The sequence below is a fragment of the Pectobacterium atrosepticum genome, from assembly GCF_000740965.1.
In the GTDB taxonomy this organism is placed as follows: Bacteria; Pseudomonadota; Gammaproteobacteria; order Enterobacterales; family Enterobacteriaceae; genus Pectobacterium; species Pectobacterium atrosepticum.
The window spans coordinates 861,794-887,026 of record NZ_CP009125.1; the positions used below are offsets into that span (position 1 = coordinate 861,794).

At 51.4% G+C, this 25,233-nt stretch carries 18 protein-coding genes; 15 read left to right on the forward strand and 3 right to left on the reverse strand.

What is annotated here, in order from left to right; genetic code table 11:
* Window positions 1-3: 3 nt before the first annotated feature.
* The 5 genes from GZ59_RS03875 (at window position 4) to mtr (ending at window position 7,084) form a co-directional block, all read left to right on the forward strand.
* Window positions 4-831 (forward strand): sugar phosphate isomerase/epimerase family protein, encoded by an 828-nt coding sequence (locus GZ59_RS03875; protein ID WP_039290260.1) that lies wholly within the window; start codon window positions 4-6, stop codon window positions 829-831.
* A gap of 27 nt (window positions 832-858) precedes the next feature.
* The gene (locus GZ59_RS03880; RefSeq protein WP_011092472.1) at window positions 859-1,716 is read left to right on the forward strand and encodes a phosphogluconate dehydrogenase C-terminal domain-containing protein; all 858 of its coding nucleotides are present in this window, start codon (window positions 859-861) and stop codon (window positions 1,714-1,716) included.
* 199 nt (window positions 1,717-1,915) lie between these two features.
* Entirely contained in the window at window positions 1,916-2,878 is a 963-nt protein-coding gene (locus GZ59_RS03885; protein WP_011092473.1) for a sugar-binding transcriptional regulator, read from the forward strand.
* 254 nt (window positions 2,879-3,132) lie between these two features.
* Window positions 3,133-5,412, forward strand: coding sequence for an NADP-dependent oxaloacetate-decarboxylating malate dehydrogenase (gene maeB / locus GZ59_RS03890; RefSeq protein ID WP_039290262.1), 2,280 nt, complete (start codon window positions 3,133-3,135; stop codon window positions 5,410-5,412).
* Window positions 5,413-5,809: 397 nt separating this feature from the next.
* Complete coding sequence (gene mtr / locus GZ59_RS03895; RefSeq protein WP_039290264.1) at window positions 5,810-7,084, forward strand: tryptophan permease; 1,275 nt, start codon at window positions 5,810-5,812, stop codon at window positions 7,082-7,084.
* 78 nt (window positions 7,085-7,162) lie between these two features.
* Here mtr and GZ59_RS03900 read toward each other — a convergent pair whose 3' ends face one another.
* Window positions 7,163-7,615, reverse strand: a complete 453-nt coding sequence (locus GZ59_RS03900; RefSeq protein ID WP_039290266.1) for a YaiI/YqxD family protein — start codon at window positions 7,613-7,615, stop codon at window positions 7,163-7,165.
* Window positions 7,616-7,618: 3 nt separating this feature from the next.
* On the reverse strand, window positions 7,619-8,551 hold the full coding sequence (gene hemF, locus GZ59_RS03905; RefSeq protein ID WP_039290268.1) for an oxygen-dependent coproporphyrinogen oxidase: 933 nt from the start codon (window positions 8,549-8,551) through the stop codon (window positions 7,619-7,621).
* A 181-nt stretch (window positions 8,552-8,732) separates the two neighbouring features.
* Between hemF and GZ59_RS03910 the strand changes: the two genes are divergently transcribed.
* A complete protein-coding gene (locus tag GZ59_RS03910; protein ID WP_011092478.1) occupies window positions 8,733-9,158 on the forward strand; it encodes a GNAT family acetyltransferase in 426 nt (141 codons plus the stop codon).
* 106 nt (window positions 9,159-9,264) lie between these two features.
* On the opposite strand, the gene GZ59_RS03915 is transcribed toward GZ59_RS03910, so the two are convergent.
* Window positions 9,265-11,463, reverse strand: a complete 2,199-nt coding sequence (locus GZ59_RS03915) for a TonB-dependent receptor (protein ID WP_039290271.1) — start codon at window positions 11,461-11,463, stop codon at window positions 9,265-9,267.
* 650 nt (window positions 11,464-12,113) lie between these two features.
* Here GZ59_RS03915 and GZ59_RS03920 point away from each other — a divergent pair.
* From GZ59_RS03920 to cysW, 9 genes are all read left to right on the forward strand, one after another.
* Entirely contained in the window at window positions 12,114-13,076 is a 963-nt protein-coding gene (locus GZ59_RS03920; RefSeq protein ID WP_039290274.1) for a TonB family protein, read from the forward strand.
* A 76-nt stretch (window positions 13,077-13,152) separates the two neighbouring features.
* Window positions 13,153-15,744, forward strand: coding sequence for a TonB-dependent receptor plug domain-containing protein (locus GZ59_RS03925; RefSeq protein WP_039290276.1), 2,592 nt, complete (start codon window positions 13,153-13,155; stop codon window positions 15,742-15,744).
* 105 nt (window positions 15,745-15,849) lie between these two features.
* Window positions 15,850-18,624, forward strand: a complete 2,775-nt coding sequence (locus GZ59_RS03930; RefSeq protein WP_011092482.1) for a M16 family metallopeptidase — start codon at window positions 15,850-15,852, stop codon at window positions 18,622-18,624.
* Entirely contained in the window at window positions 18,621-20,294 is a 1,674-nt protein-coding gene (locus tag GZ59_RS03935) for an ABC transporter ATP-binding protein/permease (RefSeq protein ID WP_039290280.1), read from the forward strand. The genes GZ59_RS03930 and GZ59_RS03935 overlap by 4 nt, the downstream gene beginning before the upstream one ends.
* 188 nt (window positions 20,295-20,482) lie before the next feature.
* Entirely contained in the window at window positions 20,483-21,082 is a 600-nt protein-coding gene (locus GZ59_RS03940; RefSeq protein WP_011092484.1) for an RpoE-regulated lipoprotein, read from the forward strand.
* A 166-nt stretch (window positions 21,083-21,248) separates the two neighbouring features.
* On the forward strand, window positions 21,249-22,148 hold the full coding sequence (locus GZ59_RS03945; protein WP_011092485.1) for a Dyp-type peroxidase: 900 nt from the start codon (window positions 21,249-21,251) through the stop codon (window positions 22,146-22,148).
* Window positions 22,149-22,430: 282 nt separating this feature from the next.
* A complete protein-coding gene (locus tag GZ59_RS03950; protein WP_011092486.1) occupies window positions 22,431-23,459 on the forward strand; it encodes a sulfate ABC transporter substrate-binding protein in 1,029 nt (342 codons plus the stop codon).
* Window positions 23,459-24,313, forward strand: coding sequence for a sulfate/thiosulfate ABC transporter permease CysT (cysT, locus tag GZ59_RS03955; RefSeq protein ID WP_011092487.1), 855 nt, complete (start codon window positions 23,459-23,461; stop codon window positions 24,311-24,313). The genes GZ59_RS03950 and cysT overlap by 1 nt, the downstream gene beginning before the upstream one ends.
* Window positions 24,313-25,206: a sulfate/thiosulfate ABC transporter permease CysW gene (gene cysW, locus GZ59_RS03960; RefSeq protein ID WP_011092488.1), complete on the forward strand. Its 894-nt coding sequence runs from the start codon at window positions 24,313-24,315 to the stop codon at window positions 25,204-25,206. The genes cysT and cysW overlap by 1 nt, the downstream gene beginning before the upstream one ends.
* Window positions 25,207-25,233: the final 27 nt, after the last annotated feature.

Sequence of the window (25,233 nt, forward strand, 5' to 3'; positions counted from 1 at the left end):
ACCATGGCAATTGGATTAAGTACCTACGCGTTCTTCTGGCGAGCCTCTTCCCGCGTGCCGAATCCGCTCGGTTTGGCAGCCATGCTGGAGCAAACGGCAGAGTCTGGTGCGGGCGTTTTTCAGATTTGTGATTACGCGGCGGTGGAAGCACTCTCGTCTGCCGGGTTGGAAACATTGCGGCAGCGCGCGGTCGATCTCGGTATTCAGTTGGAACTAGGAACACGAGGATTAGCTACTGAACACCTGACGCGCTATCTCACGATGGCTCGCGCGCTGGATGTTCGTTTTATCCGCACCATGTTCAACAGCGCAACACATAAGCCGACGCAAGATGAAGCGCTTGCTTTGCTGCGTCGCGTGCTGCCTGAGTTTGAGCAGCACAACATCCAACTGGGGTTGGAAACCTACGAACAAGTCAAAACGCGTGACGTGCTGGCGGTCGTTGACGCCATCGACAGCCCGGCGCTGGGTATTTGTCTCGATCCCGGTAACTGTGTTGCCGCGTTGGAATACCCGCATGAGGTGATTGAATTAACCGCCTCACGGGTGCTTAACCTGCACATCAAAGATTTTGCGTTTGCCCGTCAGGAAGGATGGGTGGGCTTTACCTATTCCGGCTGTCTGCTGGGAACTGGCCTTTTGGATTACGACGCGCTTCACCAGATCGTACGCCCGAACGAAAGAAACATTAACCAAATCGTCGAGCATTGGCTGCCGTGGCAGGCCAGCGCGGAAGAAACGTGCCGTCTGGAAGACGCCTGGACGCGCCATAGCCTGAATTATCTCTACACACGTAATCCCTATGCGAACCGTTCATCACACATTCTTTGAATATCCCAAATCTGAGGAGTAACAATCATGGCTGCTGAATTGAAAACCATTACCGTACTGGGCGCTGGCGGAAAAATGGGCATGCGTATCTCTGCCAATTTCCAGAAAAGTGACTATCAGGTGTTTTACTGCGAGAACTCGCCACGCGCGCAGGAGCAAGTGGTTGCCGCAGGTAGGGAATTGTCCATTGCTGAACAGGTTATTCCTGAAAGCGATGTAGTAATTTTGGCGGTGCCGGATATTGCGCTGAAAGCGGTCTCTGGGATTGTCGTTCCGCAGATGAAAAGCAACGCAGTGCTGCTGACGCTGGACCCGGCTGCGGCCTATGCCAATCTTATCGCCAAACGTGATGATATCGATTATGCCGTCGCTCATCCGTGCCATCCTTCCGTATTCCTGGATCGCTTCACGCCGGAAGAACATGCCGATGCTTTTGGCGGCGTGGCCGCGCCACAGCACGTTGCTGCTTCTTATGAGACAGGCAGTGACGAGCAGAAAGCCACGTTAGCCCGCGTAGTTAAAGTGATGTATGGCCCGGTGATTGATGTGCACTGGGTGACGGTAAAACAGCTGGCCTATCTGGAACCGACGCTGGTTGAAACCGTAGCCTGTATGGTTGGTACCTTGATGAAAGAAGCGCTGGATGAAACCATCAACACGATTGGCGTGCCGGAAGCGGCGGCGAAAGCCATGCTTTATGGCCACATTCAGATTGCACTGGCAGTGGCTTTCCGCAGCACTAACCCGTTCTCGGATGCGTGTATGATCGCGATTGAATACGGTAAAGAGAACATCATTAAGCCGGATTGGAAGAAGATTTTCGATGAGAAAGAGCTCGATCTGGTGATTGCAAAAATGCTGAAGATCGATGCTATTGAGCGGTAATGTGCCACGTTGCCGGAGTCAGTTTTTTTGTCTGGCTCCGGCGCTTCTGCCTCTGTCCGTTTACGCTACCATCAGGGATAATCGCGCTGGGCTTGAGCCTCTCCTCCCAGCGTGTAACAATTATTCATTGCGACGGTTTTCATCTGTAGACACAGCGTCTGTATAAACCGATCCCCTTGCGTAAGGAAAATGTGACCAGATGGAAAAACAATCAGGATCTCAGGAAAGCGAACTTCTGACTGAAATCGCCGTCGCTTATTATCAGGACGAAATTACTCAGGAAGAGATCGCCAAGAAATTCGGCATTTCGCGCATCAAAGTCGGGCGTTTGCTGAAACGCGCGAAAGAAGAAGGCATTGTTGAAATTACCGTACGCTATCACCCGGTATTCAGCACGCGTCTTGAACAGCAGATGCTGGAGCGCTTTTCGATCAAGCGTGCCCTGATTGCATTAGATCATCAGGATGAGGAGGAACAGCGTCGGCAGGTTGCGGCACTGGTTTCTAACTATCTGGCGCTGTCGTTGAAAGACGATACGGTGGTGGCAGTTGGGCAAGGACGTAATGTGGCGGCGGTCGCCGACCATGTGAGCAATGTGACAGAACGTAATTGCCGCTTTATCTGTGGTATCGGCGGAACACACCGCCCCGGTGATGCAATTAACGCCGACCATATCAGCCGCCGTCTGGCAAAGAAATTCGGTGGCAGCAGCGAAACGCTGTATTCACCTGCCTATGTCGAAAACCGTGCGCTGAAAGAAGCTTTCATGCAGAACGGCACCATTAAAGAAACGCTGGATCGGGCGCGCAAAGCCGATATTGCGCTGGTGGGCATTGGGGATATGAATGAGAACAGCTACATGGTCAAACTCGGCTGGTTCACCCCGCATGAAATTATTGACGCCAGCCTCAACCAAGGCGTGATTGGCGATATCGCCGGATATGATTTCTTTAACGCGCAGGGCCTGCATGTCGATACGGTGATGAACGAACGGGTGATTGGTGTGAGTATTGAAGAGTTACATAAAATCCCCTGTGTGATTGCGATTGCCTCTGAAAACACCAAAGCCTTAGCGATTCTCGGCGCGCTGCGCACGGGAGCCATCGATATTGTCGCCACCAGCGCAGGTAACATTCGTACTATTCTGAATATGACGCAGTAACCTCTCTTTCTCCGTTGCGTGGTGTGTTCACATCACGCGACGATCTTCCCCGTTTTCTCTGTATCTCTCCCGATTATCCTGCTCGGCGTATCTGACACTGACTGCAAGCTGAACAAAAAATCGTCAAATAAAATAACTATATTAACCAGCATTGCCCCTCAGTTTTTGCCATCCTCGGTAGTTTAGCCATTGGCAAACACTATACTGGGTACTCTTTACCCTACAGACACAACAAAACCGAAAAGGTACATAAAATGGATGAACAGCTAAAGCAAAGCGCCCTTGATTTCCATCAGTATCCGATTCCCGGCAAAATTCAGGTTTCCCCAACGAAGCCGCTGGCAACGCAGCGCGATCTGGCGCTGGCGTATTCCCCAGGTGTCGCTGCACCCTGTCTGGAAATTGCGGCGGATCCGCTGGCCGCTTACAAATACACCGCGCGCGGCAATCTGGTCGCTGTTATTTCTAACGGAACCGCCGTTCTGGGTCTCGGCAATATCGGTGCACTGGCCGGTAAACCGGTAATGGAAGGCAAGGGCGTTCTGTTTAAAAAATTCTCCGGCATTGATGTTTTCGATATCGAAGTCGACGAGCTGGATCCTGACAAGCTGATCGATGTGATCGCCTCTCTGGAGCCGACGTTCGGCGGTATCAATCTGGAAGACATCAAGGCACCTGAGTGTTTCTACATCGAGAAGAAACTGCGCGAGCGGATGAAGATTCCCGTCTTCCACGACGATCAGCACGGTACTGCGATCATCTGTACCGCCGCCGTTCTGAACGGTCTGCGCGTCGTAGAGAAGAATATTTCTGATGTGCGTCTGGTGGTGTCCGGTGCGGGCGCGGCGTCTATCGCTTGTCTGAATCTGCTGGTGGCGCTGGGTCTTCAGAAGCACAACATCGTGGTGTGTGATTCGCGCGGCGTAATTTTCCATGGTCGTGATGAAAATATGGAAGAAACCAAGGCCGCTTACGCGATTGAAGACAATGGCGCACGCAAGCTGGCTGACGTAATCCCTGATGCGGATATCTTCCTTGGCTGTTCCGGCCCCGGCGTACTGACGCCAGACATGGTGAAAACCATGGCACCACGCCCGTTGATCATGGCGCTGGCTAACCCGGAACCGGAGATTCTGCCGCCGCTGGCGAAAGCAGTACGCCCGGATGCGATTATCTGTACTGGTCGTTCAGACTATCCAAATCAGGTGAACAACGTACTGTGCTTCCCGTTCATCTTCCGTGGCGCACTGGATGTCGGCGCGACCACGATTAACGAAGAGATGAAGCTGGCCTGCGTGCACGCGATTGCCGATCTGGCGCTGGCAGAGCAGAGTGAAGTTGTCGCCTCTGCCTATGGCGATCAGGAGCTGTCATTTGGCCCGGATTATCTGATTCCAAAACCGTTCGATCCGCGTCTGATCATCAAGATCGCACCAGCGGTAGCGAAAGCGGCGATGGATTCCGGTGTGGCGACGCGTCCGATCGAAGATTTCGATGCCTATGTCGAAAAACTGACTCAGTTCGTCTACAAAACTAACCTGTTCATGAAGCCGGTCTTCGCACAGGCACGTCAGCAGCCGAAACGCGTGGTATTCGCCGAAGGTGAAGATGCTCGCGTATTGCACGCCACGCAGGAACTGGTGACGCTGGGGCTGGCGTTCCCGATTCTGATTGGTCGTCCGAGCGTCATTGAAATGCGTCTGCAAAAGCTAGGGCTGCAACTGACCATCGGTAAAGATTTCGAAGTGGTTAATAACGAATCCGATCCGCGCTTCAAAGAGTACTGGAGCGAGTATTTCGAACTCATGAAGCGTCGCGGCGTGTCGCAGGAAAAAGCGCAGCGTGCGGTGATCGGCAATCCAACGCTGATTGGTTCGATCATGGTTCACCGTGGTGAAGCGGATGCGCTGATTTGTGGCACGATTGGCACGTATGAAGAGCACTTCGACGTCGTCGAGAAAGTGTTCGGCTACCGCGAGGGCGTACATACGGCGGGGGCGATGAACGCGCTGATGCTGCCGAGCGGCAACACCTTTATCGCCGATACCTACGTCAATGCGGATCCGACACCGGAACAACTGGCGGAAATTACCCTGATGGCGGCAGAAAGCGTACGTCGTTTCGGTATTGAACCGAAAGTCGCGCTGCTGTCTCACTCCAGCTTCGGCACCTCTGATTCTCCGACGGCGCAGAAAATGCGTGCAACGCTGGCGCTGGTGAACAAGCTGGCACCGGAACTGGAAATCGACGGTGAAATGCACGGCGACGCCGCGCTGGTGGAAGCGATCCGCCGCGAGCAAATGCCGGACAGCCCGCTGAAAGGCTCTGCCAACATTCTGATCATGCCGAACATGGAGTCTGCGCGTATCAGCTATAACCTGCTGCGCGTGTCGTCTTCAGAAGGTGTGACGGTTGGGCCGGTGCTGATGGGGATCTCGAAACCGGTACATATCCTGACGCCGATTGCTTCGGTACGCCGGATTGTGAACATGGTCGCGCTGGCGGTGGTGGAAGCACAAACTCAGCCGCTGTAAGTTATTGCCATTAATACAGACAAACCCAGTCGATTGTTGGCTGGGTTTTTTATTTACCGCAGTTTAGACCCTAAATAATTCGAGTTTCAGGCAGGCGGCAAGAGAAGGAATCCCGATGAGCTTACTCAGGTAAGTGATTCGGGTGAGTGACAAATCTGTTAAAAGCAGATTTGAACGCTGCTTGCAGCGGCCCCTACGGGGCGAGGCTCACGTCAGTGTGCCGAGTATCGTAGCCAACGCACATGCAACTTGAAGTATGACGGGTATATCGACCAAATAATCGTCTAACCTGTACGAATCAATGGAATAATTTTCGTTTTATGCCATGATCCCGCCTCGTCTGTAGGAGCCCCTTTTCCCCAGACTTGATAAAAAAACCAACGAGCGAATATCGGCTATGGCAACACGTGCAGTGAAAAAAAATACAGTAGAAAAAAACGGTACAGAAAAGCGTCTTCCTTCGCTGTTTGGCGGGTCGATGATTATTGCAGGGACGATTATTGGCGCTGGGATGTTTTCCCTGCCGGTGGTGATGTCGGGCGCCTGGTTTTTTTGGTCATTTGCCGTGTTGGTCTTCACCTGGTTTTGCATGTATCACTCGGGATTAATGATTCTGGAGGCTAACCTTAATTATCAGGCGGGTGCCAGCTTCGATACGTTGACCAAAGATCTGTTGGGTAAGGGTTGGAATGTAATTAACGGCATATCGATTGCCTTTGTTCTCTACATTCTGACCTACGCCTACATCTCGGCGAGCGGTTCAATTATCCATCACACGCTTACTGAGATGTCGATCGATTTCTCTGCCCGCGTCGGCGGCTGCCTGTTCGCACTGTTTGTTGCGTTTACCGTATGGCTGAGCACGGCGGCGGTGAGCCGCATGACCGCCTTTTTTCTGGCAGCAAAGGTACTGACCTTTTTCATGACGTTTGGCAGCCTGCTGTGGAATGTGAAGCCGGTTGTTTTACTCAATGTCGCGGAAGAAGCACCCAGCTACCTTCCGTATGTGTTGATGACATTGCCATTTTGTCTGGCCTCTTTCGGTTTTCATGGCAACGTTCCCAGTTTGGTGAAGCATTACGGTCACAAGCCACAGGTAATCAAGCGTTGTCTGTTTATTGGCAGCGCGCTGGCGCTGGTGATGTATGCCATCTGGCTGATTGGTACGATGGGAAATATTGCTCGTCCAGATTTTATCGGGATTGCAGAGCGGGGCGGTAATATTGACGTTCTGGTACAGACGTTGGCCGGCGTGCTGAATAGCCCTTATCTGGACGTGTTGCTCACGGTCTTTTCCAACTTCGCCGTCGCCTGTTCGTTTCTTGGGGTAACGCTGGGGCTGTTTGATTATCTGGCAGATTTGCTGAAATTTGACGATAGCCGAATGGGTAGAGCTAAAACGGCGCTGGTAACCTTTCTGCCGCCTATTATTGGCGGGCTGGTCTATCCGAACGGTTTTATTTACGCGATTGGGTTTGCTGGATTAGCCGCTACCATATGGGCGGTGATTACGCCTGCGCTGCTGGCGCTTGCATCGCGTCGCCGCTTCGGTAGCCCGATGTTCCGCGTGCGGGGTGGTAATGCGATGGTGGCGCTGGTGCTGCTATTTGGCGTCGGCACCGCGCTGATACATATTCTTTCCAGCCTCGACTTGCTGCCGGTTTATCGCTAGTCGATATCGCCATCCCAGTTACCTGCGAAAGCAGAAGAGACAGGATGGCGAACGTTCCAGGTAACGACTCTCGGATAGCTATGACTTCCGCACCTGCTGCAACCACTTATCCAGTTCATTGGCAAACTGCTGACGATCCCGCTGGTTCAAGGTACTGGGGCCGCCGGTCTGTATCCCGCTGGCACGCATGGTATCCATAAAATCCCGCATATTCAGCCGTTCCCGAATGGTATCCGGCGTATAGCGCTCGCCGCGTGGATTCAACGCGATGCCACCCTTTTCTATCACTTCTGATGCCAGCGGAATATCTGCGGTGATCACCAGATCGCCTGATTCAACGCGGCGTACAATCTCATTGTCGGCGACATCAAAGCCTGCCGAGACGCGTAGCGTGCTAATAAAGCGTGATGGCGGCACTTTTATGGTCTGGTTGGCGACCAGCGTGACCTGCATTTGTGTGCGATCCGCCGCGCGAAATAACACTTCTTTAATAACGTTAGGACAGGCGTCGGCGTCGACCCAAATCTGCATGACTTATGCTTCCTTGTTGTGCGTATTACTTTCTGCCAGCCAGTCTCTGGCGGGCAGGAAATCTCGATAAAGTGCGGCTTCCGGGCTATCCGGTTCAGGCTGATGCTGGTATTCCCAGCGTGCCAGCGGCGGCATGGACATTAAAATGGACTCGGTGCGTCCGCCGCTTTGCAGGCCAAACAGCGTACCGCGATCCCAAATCAGGTTGAATTCCACATAGCGGCCACGGCGATAGAGCTGGAAGTCGCGTTCGCGCTCTCCCCACGCCAGATCTTTACGCCGTTCGACGATGGGCAGATAACCATCGAGAAATCCATTACCCACGGCACGGATGAAAGCAAAGCTGGTAGCAAAATTTGGCTCGTTCAGATCGTCAAAAAAGAGCCCGCCGATGCCGCGTGCTTCGTTACGATGCTTTAGAAAGAAGTAATCGTCGCACCACTTTTTGTAGCGCGGATACACATCGTCGCCGAACGGTTGGCACAGGTCGTGAGCAGTCTGATGCCAGTGCACCGCGTCTTCTTTAAAACCATAATAGGGCGTCAGATCGAACCCACCACCAAACCACCAAACCGGCTCTTCTCCCGGTTTTTCGGCGACGAACAGGCGCACGTTGGCGTGGCTGGTGGGAATATAAGGACTTAGCGGGTGAATCACCAGCGACACGCCCATCGCCTGAAAACTACGACCTGCTAGATCCGGTCGATGTGTGCTGGCGGAAGGGGGTAATGACTTGCCGGTCACGTGGGAAAAGTTTACGCCAGCGCGTTCAAAAATGCGCCCGCCCGACAGCACGCGACTGCATCCACCGCCGCCTTCTGCACGTTGCCATTCATCCTCGGCGAAATCGGCTCCGCCATCGGTCGCCGCAAGCTGCTGACAGATATCTTTCTGTAAGCTAAGCAGAAAATGTTTTACCGCGTTGATGTCAGACATAGTGGGTATCTCGTTTCCATAGCGATGGTGGCACAGCAATAAGGCGCGCAGTATACCATCAATAAAATCGATTCCCGGACACTCGTTGTGTGATTCCTGATGGCGGCGCGCAATTTGAGATTGCGTCTAATAAAAATCACGCGATAATCACGATTTACCTTATTGCAAAATGGCGACTGTGATGGAAATCCGCATATTCAGGCAGGATGACTTTGAAGCCGTGATCACCCTCTGGGAACGCTGCGATTTGCTGCGCCCGTGGAACGATCCTGAAATGGACATCGAACGTAAGCTCAATCACGATCCCGATCTATTTCTGGTCGCAGAGGTGAACGGTGAAATCGTGGGATCGGTAATGGGTGGTTACGATGGCCACCGCGGTTCGGCGTACTATCTGGGCGTACACCCTGATTTTCGCGGGCGCGGCATTGCGAATGCATTGATTAGCCGGTTGGAGAAAAAGCTGATTGCCCGCGGCTGTCCGAAGATCCACCTGATGGTGCGTGAAGACAACGACGCCGTGATCGGCATGTATGAAAAACTCGAGTATGAGACCGTCGATTGCATCACGCTGGGAAAGCGTCTGATTGAAGATCGGGAATATTGATCTCGGTTTGCTTTTTGTTGCTGTTTAACGGCACTACATTTCGTGAGCCTTGTGAGATCATGGTCAGGAAGGATTGCCCGACGCCCGCCGGACAATCAGGACTGGTTTAAAAAATCACTGAATAGTTAACGCCAAACGTTCGTCCACGGCCTTTGTAGTCGTACAGTGAGGTAGAACCGTAGGTTGGGCTATAAAGTAGCGGTGCTCGCTGACCCCAAACGGTGGTGTATTCTTTGTCCAATAGGTTTTCGATGCTGAAGCTCAATGTACCCACAGGGAGTTGGTAGCTACCGATAAAATCAACAGTGTTGTAACCGTTGATTTTATTGCCTTTTGCGTCAGTTAAGTCAAAGGATTGGGTGCTTTGTACGCGTAGGTTCCACGGATCGGGCGCCCAGCCGATATAGGCAGTTGCTTTGGACGGGCTGGCGTAAATCACATCCCATTTCTGCCATTTCCCGCTTACTTTGGTTTCAGATTTCAGCACGTTGAAGTTGACGCCTGTGCTCCAGACCGTATCTGGAATAATGTAATCCACCGCACCTTCCAATCCATAAATACGGCGCTTATCGTCATTGACGTTAATAGTCATATCACTGCGGTTAATCGAAATGGACTTATCAGAGAGCGAGTAGTATGCGGCAAGCTGCGTACGCAGCGCATCACCGGTGTAGCGCCAGCCTAGCTCGTAGGAGTCAACTTTGATTCCCTGTAGTTTGGACTGTCCTACATTGACGCTGTTAACCAACTGATAGTGGCCGTTGACCAGACGATAGGTACCGTTGCCATAGTATTTACCGGGATCCGGCAACTCCACGCCCTGAGAGAAGTTAAGCCACGTTTGTTGACGGTCGGTTATGTGCATCAATATACCGGCGTTATACAGAACGTTGTCATAATCGGTTGACCCGCCAGGAATTGTATCTGCGGAGGTCGCTTGACCGTTAGCGATGGCCTGTTGTTGCGCGTAGCCAACGAAATCATCAATTTTGTTCTGAGTATGCTGGTAACGTACGCCACCGCTCAGGGTTATGGTGTCGTTAATGTCATAGTTTGACTGGAGGAAGGCAGCCAGATTGGTCATTTCATAACCCGGATAACGCCCCGTAGTGTAGATGCTTTGATTGTTCAGGCCTCCAGACGCGTTAGCTTTTGCTAAATCGAAGAACATCTGGTTTGAGGTAAAGCGTTCGTGATCGGCATCCAGACCGTAGGTAAGCTGTAGACTGTCCAATGGCTTACTGTTTAGCGTCAATTTAGCGCCATATTGGTCGGTATCTTGTTGAGAAGAGGAAAGGCTACTGACTCTATTGCTGGATACAGTAGGGAACGGATAGAACGACAGAGACTCATCGCGGTAATAGAATTGGCTTACCAATTCTTGCCCGAAGAAATCCGTGTTGGAGTATTGCATGCTGATCAAGTGACGCTCTGTACCTGGAACCCGGTCAGAATTTAGTCCTTTACTGGCGTAGGCGGTTCCGTTACCCGTCACCGCAGAGAAATTGTTGCCGAGAAACAGGCCGTAGTTATCGTCACCTTGGCTCTTGTAGTATTGCGTTACCAGTTGCAGTTGCTGAGTTTCATCAATATTCAGCGTACCGGTGCCCATCAGATCGAGACGATCGGAATACTGAAGGCCGGTTTGTGTGTTATCAAGTAGTGTGGCGTTACCATTGCCGTCGTACCAACCGCCAAACTTCTGGTAAGCAATAGACATTCGTCCGGAAATACGTTCGTTACCGCCGGAGAAGGCGCTGGCAATACGCTCATCATGATCTTTGTTTCTATTGAAACCGCTTTTGGTTCCGACCTCAAATTCTGTCTCAATTTCCGGTTGGCCTTTTTTGGTGACGATGTTGATTAAGCCTCCCGTACTGCCTCCTCCGTAAAGTGAAGTGGCGCCGGAGATGACTTCGATATGCGCAATATTGAACGGATCAATAGCGTCCAACTGACGGCTATCGGTACGGGATGAGTTCAGCCGCACACCGTCAATCAGCACGACAATCGCGCGCCCACGCATATTCATACCGTAGTTGGTACGGCTCTGGCTGCTGACATCGAGGCCGGGAATCAATTGCGCTAATGCATCTTTTAACTCTTTGCCACCATGGATTTGTTGCTCCAGTTCAGTGCCTTCGATTACCCAGGTGGTTTGTGCCATTTCTGTGACAGTTCGGTGGGTTCTGCTTGCGGAAACTACCATTTCATCTTCACCTGTTTGCTGTGCAGTGACAGGGGCGATCATGACTAGAAATAACGGATTAAGTGTCCAACGCGTGTATTTTTTTATGTTCATCATTCTTCCTTTAATCAGGTGAAACATTTACCCCAGAGGCGCGATAATGCTGAGCAGGCAATAAGTTACGTCGAGTTGAATTGCCTGTGATACGTACAGGAGAACCATCAAATCAATTTGCCAGTATTGGTGAATCTGCAATTGTGGAATCACGGGAACGTAAAGTCAGAATACCCACACTACTTGTCAGTGTTTTATGCGGCAAAGTCATCATCAAACAGCGTTTATGTGGTGTGATAATGCGAATTATGTCGATAATGACTCTTATCATCAATCTCGGTTTTTCGACTAGACATAATAGATGTTGAAAATAGCCAAGCTAAATTAGCGGCTTACTGCGCTGTGAGAGGGCAAACCTCAACCTCGATACCCGTTTCATCGTGATAAGGAATGTGCTGGTTTCTTATAATTCTTAACTGATATCAATGAATTACATCTTGTTGTAATGATATTACTGAAATTTTGTCAATCTTTATTAGTAATAGTTTTCATTTGTAAAACGATTATCATTTGTATTATTATTTATTAATGTTGCTCGACCGACCTTGACACGTTTTTTGGTGTTCCGATCTTGCTTACATTTTTATCGCCTGGAAGATTGTGATTGCACGACTGACACCAGGAAGTTGACGTTCAAGAGACGGAGTTGGATTGTGAGTCGTGAAAATCTTCATGGGGCTTTATTGGGTGCGAATCGCACCGGCAGCAGTGTATTGCTGGCTCCTCTTACTCATTCCTATTCAACAACAGCGCTAACCTCCGATGTGCCTAACTGGCGCTCGCTGGCCTTTTTTGTTTTGTCCTGCGTGGCGCATGCGGCGCTGGCAGTTTTCTTTTTATTGCACTATTCCCCGAAAGAAAGCATTGAAGAGATGGCGGGAAACGCAGGCGGAAGCATGCAGGTGACGATGATGGCTGCGGCGATGTCACAGGCTGCTGATACGTCGCCACCTGTAGCCGACCCTCCCGTTGCTCAACCGACTCCCGTCGTGATGCCGATTTTAACGCCATTGCCAGAACACCCCAATCCTGTCATTAAACAGCCAGTCATCGAGCGTAAGCCTGTCACTCCCGTTACGGAAAAAAAGCCTCCCGTGCGTGAGAGAAAGCCGCTTGAAAAGAAACCGGAAGATAAACCGAAAGAACAGCAGCAGGCCCGATCGCAGCAGACACAGCAAACACAGCAGGCAGAGAAGAAAAGTGAGTCTCCGGTAGCGACAGCTCAAACCGGTGACGCACCGTCTCCAATGCCATCTTCTGTTGGCATGCCGGGTAGTGCGTCAACGGCCAAAGCAGGAGAAAGCGATAGCGGTCAGGCGGTTCGTGGTGCAGGGAAAAGCAATAGTCAAAATTTCAAAGCGCTGCATCGCCGCGTGAATTATCCCTCTCGGGCAAAAGCGCTGGGCGTGGAAGGAAACGTGCGCGTCAAATTCGATATTACCGGTAGCGGCACAGTCACTAATGTAAAAATTCTGTCTGAAACGCCAGACGGCGTATTTGGCGATGACGTGATGAAGGACATGGCACGTTGGCGCTATCGGACGGAGGCACCGGTTGAGAATCAGGTGGTTTCCATCGTTTTCAAGCTTAATGGGCACATTCAGGTTGACGATTAGTCGTAAGCATTACATGCAGTACATACAACAATAATTTTATTTCTTAATAATTGGGTTCATTGGGGATTTTGAATAAATGAATAAGAACGTCTATTTAATGATGCTACTGTCATTATTATCAGGGCCTGCACTCGCACAGCAAAATGACACCTCTGCCGATGAAAATCAGCAGAAAAACAATGCAGAAACCGAAGAAGAACAGCAAAGCGATTCATCTTCGGGAAATAGTGAAGATACCATTTTAGTTCGCTCAACCCCGACCAGCCAGTCGATGGGGACGCAGATCATTAATGCAGAGCAGATTAAAAAAATGCCTACCGGAAACGGTTCAGTGCCGGAGTTATTAAAAAATAACCCAGCAGTACAATTCTCTAATACGGCGAATAGCAGCAATACGCCAGGTGAATTAGCGCCGGAAAATGTCTCGTTCCACGGCGAGAAGTTTTACAACAATAACTTTATGATTGATGGGTTATCGAACAATAGTAATATCAATCCCGGAGCCAATAAGGGTGAATTGGGCTCGAATCCTGATGGATACAGCCCGACCGATTTACCTGCTGGTGGCACGCAATCGTTCTGGATTAACTCGGAGCTGATTGAATCACTGGAGGTTTTTGATAGTAATATTTCGGCTAAGTACGGTGATTTTACCGGTGGTGTGGTGGATGCCAGACTAATGGATCCCAAGCTGGATAAAGCCTCTGGTAAGATTTCTTATCGCACCTCGCGTGACAGTTGGACCAGCTATCACGTCGATGAGAGTATTAGCGACGAATTTTATTCTGGTACCAACTTGTACTACCAACCAAAATTTAAGAAGCAGTTTTATTCGGCCACTTTTAATCAACCGTTGAGTGATAAAGCCGGCTTTATTTTTGCCTATAACCGCCAGCAGTCAGATATCCCCCATTATCAGGAGTTCTTGCGGCAGTGGAGCGATCAGGAACGGATTAGCGAAACCTACCTGCTCAAAGGCTCCTATCTGGCGGACAACGGCGATATTGTCCGCATGACGGGCATGTATTCCCCGCATGAATCTAAATATTACAAAAAAAATGTGAAGAACGGGTCTTATACCAATAACGGCGGTGGCCATCGCTTTAATATGGAATGGGAACACAATGCCCGTTGGGGGAAAATGACCAGTCTGGCGGGATATCAGTTTGAACAAAATAAAATTGAGCATGAATCTAATGAGTTTATTAGCTGGTTCCACACTGTTCCTGGGTTAAATTTTACTTCCCCATCACTGGGGTGGCAGACTACAAACAGAAATTCACAGGTTGGTGGCTATGGAACGTTTACGACAGAAAAAAAGACTACCACGCTGAAGCAGGATTATGAACTTAACCCCGTCTTCTTGCTAGGGATGACCCATCAGGTCGATTTTGGCTGGCAGACTGACTTTGCTAGTGCGCAGTATATCCGTTCTCAAAATGCCAATTTTGCCAGCGTTGCGGCGAATGCTATCTACATTAATCCCAATGTTGTATGCCTACCCGGTGACACGACGTGTATTCCCGGTGAGCAGTTTGCTGGCACTAACATAGTTTACCCAGCCCGTTCCGTACAGGTTAGTAATATTAACTATGCAGTTTATTTGCAAGACAGCATGGCATGGGGGCGTTTAGAAGTGACTCCAGGCGTGCGTGTCACATATGATGACTTCTTGGAAAATCTGAACGTTGCCCCTCGTTTTGCCGCCTCTTATGATGTATTCGGTGATCGATCAACTCGCGTATTCGGCGGAGCCAACCGCTACTATGCGACAAATCTGCTGACATATAAGTTGCGTCAGGGGATTGGTACAAATACTGTGCAAAACCGCAGGTCACCTACTGCACCATGGACTGCAGCTTCGGAAAGAACGGGAACCAATTACGCCGTTTCTGATTTAAATACGCCTTATAGCGATGAAGTGACGCTAGGGTTATCACAGCGCGTGATGGATACAGTTTGGACGGCAAAATGGGTTAACCGTCAGGGGAAGGATCAGTTTGGTCGCGAAACGACCACGATTGATGGCCAAAGTTACCGCGTGATGAATAATGATGGTCGGACAGAGGGGAATACACTGTCTTTAGAAGTGGAGCCAATTAGCCCGCACCGTTTTAGCTTTGCTGAAGTGAACTGGAAATTGGGTGCTAGCATCACGAAAAATAAAGCTAATTCGATCGCTTACTACGAGGATACGAATACAGACGAGAGTCGGGTGATTGTTGACGGTAAGTTGATGTATAAGGGCGATATGGATGCGATGGATTTCAATACTCCATGGCGGGCCTTCCTGAGTGTGGATACTTACTTCCCTGCGGCTCGTCTCAACTGGGGGCAGAGCGTGGGCTATATCGCGGGTTACAAAGGCTATACAACCTTGTCATCCGCGACGGTGTGCCCCGGCGGTAGCCCTGCGTGTAATGCTGAACCTAGCTTTACAGGAAGCGCTATAGAATATATCTCGACCCAATATGACGACTTTATCTCCTACGACTGGCGTTTCTCCTACTCGCAGCCGGTATACAAAACTCAGACGCTGGATATCACTCTGGATGTACTGAACGTTTTAGATAACGTGGTCGAAACATCGCAAAAAACTGCTTCTGGTAGTGCCGTCACCTACAAACCCGGCCGTCAGTTCTGGCTTGGCGTCGCTTACACCTGGTAAATCCTATGCCCTGTCATTCGTCACATGCTGACGTATGACGGGGCATTTTGCATTGATGCACTCAAAGAATTGCCTTACGGCAAAAATAAAAACGAAAAGGTTGTTATGAACTGGAAGAAATGTTGCTGGTTATCGCTAACGGCTGTCGGTCTGTTAGCGGGAAGCGTTGTAAGCCAGGCTGAAGAAATAAAAAGTCCGTTGCCGGTTTTTAAAGAAGGAACGCTGGCGAATGGATTTCGTTACACCCTCGTGCAGCTGGAAGGGCCGAAGACGCGAGTGGATATTCGCCTGATTGTTGATGTCGGGTCGATTGATGAGAAAGACAATGAATCCGGCGTGGCGCACATGGTGGAGCATATGGTGTTCCGCGCCAGCGACGCGTTTCCTCAAGGTGTGAGTACGGAACTGCATAAACAAGGCTGGGGACGCGGTCAGAGCTATAACGCCGTAACCAACTATGAACGCACCATGTACATGATGAGCCCGCCGAAAGGTAACCTCGATCTGGGAGCGACTTTGCAGGCGCTGAGCCAGATGACGGGCCATGCCAAGCTGTTGCAAAGCGATCTCGACGACGAGCGCAAAATCATTCTGGAAGAGTGGCGCGGCAAGCTGGGTGTAGCGGAACGCATGAACCAGCAGCGCGTACAGGCTATTCGGCATGACTCCCGTTATCCTTCCCGCCCGGTAATTGGCACGGAAGAGTCGATTAACGATACGCCGGCCAGCGTGCTGCAGGATTTCTATCAGCGTTGGTATCACCCGTCGAATATGCGTTTGATGATTATTGGTGATATCACGCCTGCGGATGCGGAGCGCGAAATTCAACGCTATTTTGCAGCGCTGCCGAATGTCGCGGTGCCTACACGTGATTACTACGAACCGTTACTGAAACCGCAGCTCAAAGTGGCGCGTTTGCAGGATAGCCAAAGCGGCAGCAGTCAGGTGTCGTTTGTCTACCGTTTCAATGATAAAGACGCATTCGGCCAATCAGAGTACCGTCACCGTTTACTTACGCAAATCACGATGTCTGCGGTAACGCGTCAGGTTCGTCGACAAAAAGCGGAACTGCCGCAAGACGCTAGTAGTCTGGTGGTGCGTAAATCGGATATTGGCAAAACCACCGCAGCACTGGGCTTTTTCGCCAATGTGATGCCGGGTGGTCATGACGCCGCTATTTCCGCCGTACTGAAAGAAATTGAGCGATTTAAACGCTATCCGTTAAATGAGCAGGACATCACGGAGATCACCTCCGACATTCGTGAAGTCGCGCAGCGTATGAGCGTTACCCCTGAAACGCGCGAGTTTGCGGATTGGGTTCAGCAGTTGACCATCGTATGGCAACAGGATCGCCCTTATGTCGGCAGCCAGCAGCGTGGTAAAGACGCGCTGGAAGCGCTGGACACGATTAAGGGGGAAGATGTGAACCGCCATTGGCAACGCTGGTTAGCTTCGCCGGATACGCTGGCGCAGTTTAGCGTGCCGGGCGCGACACCTTTCACGTTGCCTAAGCCGGATGCGATTAGCAAATTGCAGAAGCAGTGGGCGCTGGCGACACTGGCACCGCTGCGATTGGAAGAGAAGAAAATCATCCCTGAGCTTCCTTCTGTGACACAAAGCGGAAAACGCACGGCGGTGAAGACCTTTGCTGCACAGAAAGTAGAGCAGTGGCAACTGAGCAACGGCGATCGCGTGGTATGGCTACGTGCGCCAGAAGCGGGTAAGAAAGTGTATCTTACCGCGACGAGTCAGGCTGGGTTCATGGCAACTGCGATGAATCCGTGGCAGGCACAGTTGGCGAGTCAACTGGTCAATCAAAGCGGCCCCGCGACGTGGAGTGGAGAATCGTTAAGTAACTGGAAAAAAGAAAAAACGCTGTCGCTGAGCATCGATCAGGAAGCGGATCAACTGACGTTGAGTGGAACCGCGCCAACGGAGCAGCTAGCAAGTCTATTTGGGCTATACCGTGAGCTGAATGTGGCGCCGGGCATCGATCCTGATGTGATGAAAGAGAGCATGATGAGTCTGGCGCGTCAGAAGGCCAATGACGATCAGTCCGTCGGTGGAAAACGTGCTAGCGAAATGACTAAACTGCGCTTTGGCGAACCCGCCTGGCAGCAGCCTGAAATTGCAGAACTGAAGAAAATTTCTGCGCCAGCATTACTGTCACAGTGGCATAAAGCCGCTTCTGCACCAGTGACTTACTATCTGATCGCAGATATGCCCGCTACACAGCTGTTGCCACAGGTTGAACGCTATCTTGCGACCATTCCGCGTCAGCCTGCCAGCGAGGTAAAACAGCATCTGGCGCTGTCGGGTAAACGCGAAGCAACTTCTGCTATCAATGTCGAACCGCGTGCCGATATCCTGACCTGGAGTTTCACGCCACATGCGTGGACGCCGCAGGCAGCGGTGCAGGTGAGCATTGCCCGTAACATTGCGAGTAAATATCTCAAGACGAGCCTACGTGATGATGCTCTCGGTATTTACCGCATGCGTGTCGATAGCGAGCTGGAAGATAAGAAACAGCGTATCGAGACGGAGGTGAGCTTCACCAGCGCGCCTGAGCGTGCGCAGGAGCTGTGGACGCTGGCTGAGCAAGCCTTCTCTGAACTGCCGACGAAGATTACTCAGCAGGATGTGGATGAGCAGAAAGCACAGTTCATCCGTGCTGAAAAAGGGCGTCAGGGTGATCTGACCACGATACAGCGCCGCCTGATTCTGAGCTATCGCCATTACAACGATCCGCGTTATCTGAGTAATGCATCCAAACTGGCGGACAGCATCACATTGGAAAGCGTACGCGCGATGTCAGCGAAGCTGTATAACCCGGATAACCGCGTGCTTTACATCACCTTGCCGCAAGAGGTGAAAGAGTGAAGAAGATGGCGGCACAGTTTGTCGATCTCTGCCGTCCTTTTTGGCGGGGAAAACAAGGTTGGTTAGCGCTGTTACTTCTCATTACCGCGACCAGCATGGGATGGGCAATCGTCTATCTCAACGTATTGCTCAATGATTGGAGTAAAACGTTTTACGATGCGCTCGGTTCGTTTGATAGCAGCGTGCTGCTATCTCTGATGAAAGAGTACGGCATCTATATCCTGATTTATATCGTGGTATTTGTGCATCAGGACTGGTTCACCCGCTGGTTGATCATTCGTTGGCGTAGTGCTCTAACGGAAGAGCTAGTGAATAGCTGGCTGGCAAAGCGGGCGTTTTATCGGATGTCGTTAGCGGGAAAAATCGACAATCCCGATCAACGCATCGCCGAGGATATCAGCTTATTTGTTGATAAAACGGTGAGTCTGGTGGTGTCGTTCTTGGTTGTGACTGCCCAGTTGTCGTCTTTCGTCATCATTCTCTGGGAATTATCGGGAGTGCAGCGCTTTACGTTGTTCGGTGAAGAGTGGGTAATCAAAGGTTATCTGGTCTGGGCGGTTATTCTCTATACCGTGTTCGGAACCTTGATTACGCATCTGATCGGTAAACGGCTGCACGGTATTAACTATGAAAAACAACGCGCTGAAGCAGATTTTCGTGCTTCGCTGTTGCGTAAGCATGATAATGCCGAGCAAATTGCACTATATGGTGGTGAACAGCAGGAAAAAAGCCATCTTCAGCGCCAATTTTCTGTGATTGTCTCTAACTGGTGGCGTTCAATGAATACGGAACGTAACCTGGGCTTTTTCACCACGGGTTACATGCGTATTAGCTTGATCGTCCCTATTTTTGCTGCATTACCTGCTTTTCTCAGCAAAACGGTGACACTCGGTGGGTTGATGCAAATCCGCGGAGCGTTTGCACAGGTACATAGTGCATTGAGCTGGTTTATCCGTATGTACAAAGAGCTGGTGGAATTATCAGCCAGCATGGAGCGTCTCAGCCAGTTCAAACAGGAAATCAAACGTCACCAGTCAGAACAGGAAGTGGCTCCCGTTGGTGAGCGTTTGCAGGTGGATCAGCTTTCTTTCACCACTCCGCAAGGTTCTCCGCTGCTACAAAATGTGGATCTGAGTTGTGACGCAGGTAGCTGGAGTAAACTTTCTGGCCGCAGCGGGTTGGGGAAATCAACGCTGCTGCGTACGCTAAATGGTCTGTGGCCGTATTACGATGGCCGCTGGCAGTCGCTTGAGGGTCATAGCCTGCTGTTACCGCAGCAAAGCTATTTGGGGCAGGGTACGCTGGCAGAAATTCTCTGCTACCCGCATCCGCCGCTGGCCGACAGCGAGATGCTGCGTCAGACGCTGGATAGCGTCGGGCTGGGTGCATGGCGCGATCGTTTGAGTGAACAACTGAACTGGGATCGGGTATTCTCCGGTGGCGAACGGCAGCGTATTGCCTTTGCCCGCGCGTTGATTGCCAAACCTGACACGCTCTATCTGGACGAAGCGACCAGCAATCTGGATCACGATTCAGCCAGACAACTTCTGGCGTTGGTCAAGCTGGCGTTGCCGATGTGTACCGTGGTGGCAATTACGCACCAGACGGAGCTGGACGATCTGTTCCCGCATCGTTATGACCTAACAGATTTTGCCTCACAGCGTAGTTGATGTTGTCCGCAGGCCTTCTGACTCTCGGGAGGCCTGCAGTTCTGGTAGGTTTCTTCCCATATGCCCCCTATAATCTTCCGCAGGATTATCCCGTCTTTTACGGCACTTTTCGTCGCTCGCAGACTCAAATCCCCATCTTGCTAGGGTGTCTGACGACAGAAGCCGCTCAATTTTGAGGAGTACATACCATGAATTTTCGCCCGCTGGGTTTATCGCTGGTGCTGGGTTTACCGCTGTTGCTGGCCGGATGTAGCACGCTTTCCAATTTTTCCTGGTCTAGCCTGTCGCCGTTTAACTGGTTCGGCAGTGCATTACAGGTCACCGATGCAGGCGTTGGCGGCATCAATGCGGGTACACCGTTGTCCGAAGGGGCGTTACAGAACGCGCTGGATGGTAGTTATCAACTGCGTAGCGGAATGGGGACATCCAACGGTCAACTGGTCGCGTTTTATCAGGCGCTGGACGGCAAAGACGTGAAGATGATCATCAGCGGTCAGCCGAAAGGCAGCGTGAGTAAAGTTGACGTCATGGATCCGGCGATTGACAGCGCAGGTGGCGTGAAAATCGGTGACGCCTTTAGCAATACTTACAGCAAAGCATTTGAGTCCTGTCAGTTGGGACAAGGTGACGATGCGCAGAGCGTTGAGTGTGCTGCGCCACAGAGTACGCACGTCAGCTATGTCTATTCCGGTGAGTGGAGTGGTCCGGAAGGTTTGATGCCGCCCGACGATATTCTGAAAACCTGGAAAGTGAGCAAAATCGTGTGGCATGCGCAGGCGCGAAATTAATTCATCTTGATGTAAAAGACTAATTTGTTTTTACGCAAGGTAAAAGTCAGGCGGCTTCGGGTATGATACCTGCGCCGCCTGATATTTTTTAGGCAGCCATATTCGCCATAACTACCGTAGTAAACCATAACAACAAAAGAAAAAACTGACGCTTGAGGAAGCAGAAATGACACCAATTCAAAGCGGTATTTTATTGGAACACCGCCGTTTTGCCATTTTTATGGAAGCGATGATTCAGGGAGAGTTTGATGCTATCCGGCAGGGATGCAAAAAATTCTGTCAGACGTTACAAGAATTACAGCAGCAATATCCCGATGCCGGGTTAGGCGCCGTGCTGGCGTTTGGTAACGATGTTTGGCGCGATCTGGACTGCAATCACTGTGCAGCGGAACTCAAGCCATTCACGCCTTTGGGTAAAGGGCTTGCGCCTGCCACGCAGCGCGATTTGTTGATCCATATTCAATCGCTCCGTCATGATGTCAATTTCACGCTGGCACAGGCGGCGCTCGCCGCGTTTGGTAGCGCGATTCGTATCGAAGAAGAAACACACGGTTTCCGTTGGGTGGAAGATCGCGATTTAAGCGGCTTTATCGACGGCACGGAAAACCCGCAGGGCGATGCCCGTCACGCCGTGGCGATTATCCCTGAAGGCCAGCCGGATGCGGGCGGCAGCTACGTGTTTACTCAACGCTGGGAACACAATCTGAAGCAGTTACAGCGTTTTAGCGTGGAACAGCAGGAACAGATGATCGGCCGTACGAAGCAGGATAATGAAGAGCTATCGTCCGATGAGCGCCCTGTCACCTCGCACCTCAGCCGCGTGGATTTAAAGGAAGATGGCAAAGGGCTGAAAATCCTGCGTCAGAGCCTGCCTTATGGCACCGCCAGCGGGAAGAACGGGCTTTACTTCGTCGCTTACTGCGCGCGTTTGCACAACATTGAGCAGCAGTTGCTGAGTATGTTCGGCGGTCGTGACGGTAAACGTGACGACATGCTGCGCTTTACGCGTGCGGTCAGCGGCAGCTATTTCTTCGCGCCGTCTCTGGATCAGCTTTTGTCCCTGTAAGATCCAACGTGTTTTCCTGATGCCTGTCTCCGTGCAGGCATCGGTTCTTTCAGCTTTCTTTCATGGGCTATCCTGCCGTATTTTCCTCTGCTATCTCTCCTCTTTTTTCCTGTTATCTCTCGCCGTGGTGTTATGCCCTTTAGCGCTTAAAAACTCCGAAATGTTATATATAAAGGTTATATGTTAACCACCGCTTCCCCCTACACTGACAAGTGCATGCTATGCAAGCGATAGCCCCTATAACAAGGCCTACCGAATAGGCTAACTCTGGCAGGAAATAAGATGAATCAAGTACAGGTGAAAGGCTGGCTGGTGAAGGGTTCTCTGGCGCTGTCATTGCTGCTGGGTGGGCAGAGCGCGGTCTCTGCTACCGAGTTGCTGAACAGTTCTTATGATGTGTCGCGTGAGCTATTTGTTGCGCTCAATCCCGGCTTTGAAAAGCAGTGGTTGGCGCAGCACCCCAACGATCCGCTGACGATCAAGCAGTCGCACGCGGGCTCGTCTAAACAGGCGCTGGCTATCCTGCAAGGCTTGAAGGCTGATGTTGTCACTTACAATCAGGTGACGGACGTCCAGATCTTACACGATCGCGGTCAGTTGATTCCCGCCGATTGGCAGGCACGTTTACCGAATAACAGTTCTCCGTTCTACTCAACCATGGCTTTTCTGGTTCGCAAAGGTAATCCAAAAGGGATTCACGACTGGAACGATCTGGTACGTGATGACGTTAAGCTGATTTTCCCGAACCCGAAAACGTCCGGTAATGCCCGTTATACCTATCTGGCAGCCTGGGGCGCGACCAGTAAAGCCAACGGTGGCGATGAGGCTAAAACCCGTGCGTGGATAACGCGTTTTCTGGCGAACGTCGAGGTATTTGATACCGGCGGTCGCGGGGCAACGACCACGTTTGTTGAGCGTCAGTTGGGTGATGTGCTGATCAGCTTTGAATCTGAGGTGAATAACATCCGTAACCAGTACGGTGCTGAGAATTACGAGGTGATCGTCCCGAAGGTCAACGTACTGGCGGAATTCCCAGTGGCGTGGATTGATAAGAATGTCGAGAAGAATGGCACCGAGCAGGCGGCAAAAGCCTATCTTAATTACCTTTATACGCCGGAAGCACAGAAGGTGATTACCGATTTTTACTACCGTGTGAATAACCCTGAACTGGCGCAAGCGCTAAAATCCCGCTTCCCAGAGACCACCTTATTTCGGGTAGAAGATCAGTTTGGGTCATGGCCCCAAGTGATGAAAACCCATTTCGATACCGGTGGTGAATTGGATAAACTGCTGGCGGCTGGTCGTCAGTAATGTCTTTTGGTGCGGGTAACCTCTTTTCTGGTTCCAGTAAACGGGTGCTGCCGGGATTCGCGCTGAGTCTGGGCAGCAGCCTGCTGTTTGTCTGTCTGATTCTGTTACTGCCCTTAAGTGCGCTAGTGATGCAACTCTCTGAAATGAGTTGGGCGCAGTACTGGGCGGTGATTACCAATCCACAGGTGGTGGCCGCTTACAAGGTGACGCTCTTGGCTGCCGGATTGGCGACGGTATTTAATGCGGGGTTTGGCCTGTTAATGGCGTGGATTCTGACGCGTTACCGCTTTCCCGGCCGTGCTCTGCTGGATGGGCTGATGGACTTACCCTTTGCGCTCCCCACCGCTGTAGCGGGGCTGACGCTGGCTGCACTGTTTTCAACCACAGGTTGGTACGGCGCATGGCTGGCCGAATACGGTATCAAGGTGTCCTATACCTGGCTTGGCATTACGGTCGCGATGGCATTCACCAGTATTCCTTTTGTGGTGCGCACCGTTCAACCGGTATTGGAAGATCTGGGGCCGGAATACGAAGAAGCGGCGCAGACGCTGGGAGCGAATCGCTGGCAGTGTTTTCGCTACGTTATTTTACCGGAATTAACCCCGGCGCTATTAACGGGCACGGCACTGTCGTTTGCCCGCAGTCTAGGCGAGTTTGGCGCGGTTATCTTTATTGCGGGTAATCTCGCCTGGCAGACGGAAGTTGTTTCGCTAATGATTTTTATCCGCTTGCAGGAGTTTGATTTCCCCGCCGCCAGCGCGATTGCTTCCGTCGTGTTAGCCGTTTCTTTATTGATACTGTTTGCTGTCAATGTGCTGCAAAGCCGTTTTGGTCAACGGACCCGGAGCGTGTAATGGCGGAAATTCGTAACGTGAAGCCGCAGCACCAACCTCATCCTGTTCGGCAAGAGCGCAACTGGGCGAAAGCGGCGTTGATTGCACTGGGCGTCATATTATCGCTCATCATGCTGGTCATCCCCTTGGTGTCAATTTTTGCTGCTGCACTATCGCACGGGCTAGGCGGTGTCTGGCGTAACCTGAGCGATCCTGACATGCTGCACGCGATCGGCCTCACGCTGCTGGTGGTCGCGATTGTCGTACCGGTGAACCTAGTATTTGGCACGCTGCTGGCGTGGCTGGTCACGCGTTTTCAGTTTCCGGGGCGGCAACTGTTACTCACGCTGATCGACATTCCTTTTGCCGTCTCGCCGGTGGTTGCCGGTTTGCTGTATCTGCTCTTTTACAGTACCAATGGCCCGGTTGGCGGCTGGCTGGACGAACAGGGGCTACAGCTGATGTTTGCCTGGCCGGGCATTGCACTGGTGACGATATTCGTGACCTGCCCGTTTGTGGTGAGGGAACTGGTTCCGGTGATGATGAGTCAGGGCAGTCAGGAGGAAGAGGCTGCCGTGCTACTCGGTGCGTCAGGCTGGCAAGTGTTCTACAAGGTGACGTTACCGAATATTCGCTGGGCGCTACTCTATGGCGTTGTGCTCACCAATGCGCGGGCGATTGGCGAGTTTGGCGCGGTATCCGTGGTCTCTGGCTCGATTCGGGGCGAAACCTACACGTTGCCGTTACAGGTCGAATTATTGCATCAGGATTATAACAGTGTGGGGGCGTTTACCGCTGCGGCGCTATTAACCGTGATGGCGATACTGACGCTGTTTATCAAAAGCGCTATACAGTGGCGCGTTAATCGACAGTTGACGCAAGGACGAGAACAGAACCCGCCAGAGAAGCCGTAAATTGAGATTGCCGGCAACATCAGATTT

Coding starts and splice junctions, on each gene's coding strand:
- GZ59_RS03885 (WP_011092473.1), top strand. CDS start 1,916: ATGGAAAAACAATCAGGATCTCAGGAAAGCGAACTTCTGACTGAAATC.
- GZ59_RS03930 (WP_011092482.1), top strand. CDS start 15,850: ATGAACTGGAAGAAATGTTGCTGGTTATCGCTAACGGCTGTCGGTCTG.
- GZ59_RS03900 (WP_039290266.1), bottom strand. CDS start 7,615: ATGCAGATTTGGGTCGACGCCGACGCCTGTCCTAACGTTATTAAAGAA.
- cysW (WP_011092488.1), top strand. CDS start 24,313: ATGGCGGAAATTCGTAACGTGAAGCCGCAGCACCAACCTCATCCTGTT.
- GZ59_RS03910 (WP_011092478.1), top strand. CDS start 8,733: ATGGAAATCCGCATATTCAGGCAGGATGACTTTGAAGCCGTGATCACC.
- GZ59_RS03915 (WP_039290271.1), bottom strand. CDS start 11,463: ATGATGAACATAAAAAAATACACGCGTTGGACACTTAATCCGTTATTT.
- GZ59_RS03925 (WP_039290276.1), top strand. CDS start 13,153: ATGAATAAGAACGTCTATTTAATGATGCTACTGTCATTATTATCAGGG.
- GZ59_RS03880 (WP_011092472.1), top strand. CDS start 859: ATGGCTGCTGAATTGAAAACCATTACCGTACTGGGCGCTGGCGGAAAA.
- maeB (WP_039290262.1), top strand. CDS start 3,133: ATGGATGAACAGCTAAAGCAAAGCGCCCTTGATTTCCATCAGTATCCG.
- hemF (WP_039290268.1), bottom strand. CDS start 8,551: ATGTCTGACATCAACGCGGTAAAACATTTTCTGCTTAGCTTACAGAAA.
- GZ59_RS03950 (WP_011092486.1), top strand. CDS start 22,431: ATGAATCAAGTACAGGTGAAAGGCTGGCTGGTGAAGGGTTCTCTGGCG.
- cysT (WP_011092487.1), top strand. CDS start 23,459: ATGTCTTTTGGTGCGGGTAACCTCTTTTCTGGTTCCAGTAAACGGGTG.
- GZ59_RS03875 (WP_039290260.1), top strand. CDS start 4: ATGGCAATTGGATTAAGTACCTACGCGTTCTTCTGGCGAGCCTCTTCC.
- GZ59_RS03940 (WP_011092484.1), top strand. CDS start 20,483: ATGAATTTTCGCCCGCTGGGTTTATCGCTGGTGCTGGGTTTACCGCTG.
- mtr (WP_039290264.1), top strand. CDS start 5,810: ATGGCAACACGTGCAGTGAAAAAAAATACAGTAGAAAAAAACGGTACA.
- GZ59_RS03945 (WP_011092485.1), top strand. CDS start 21,249: ATGACACCAATTCAAAGCGGTATTTTATTGGAACACCGCCGTTTTGCC.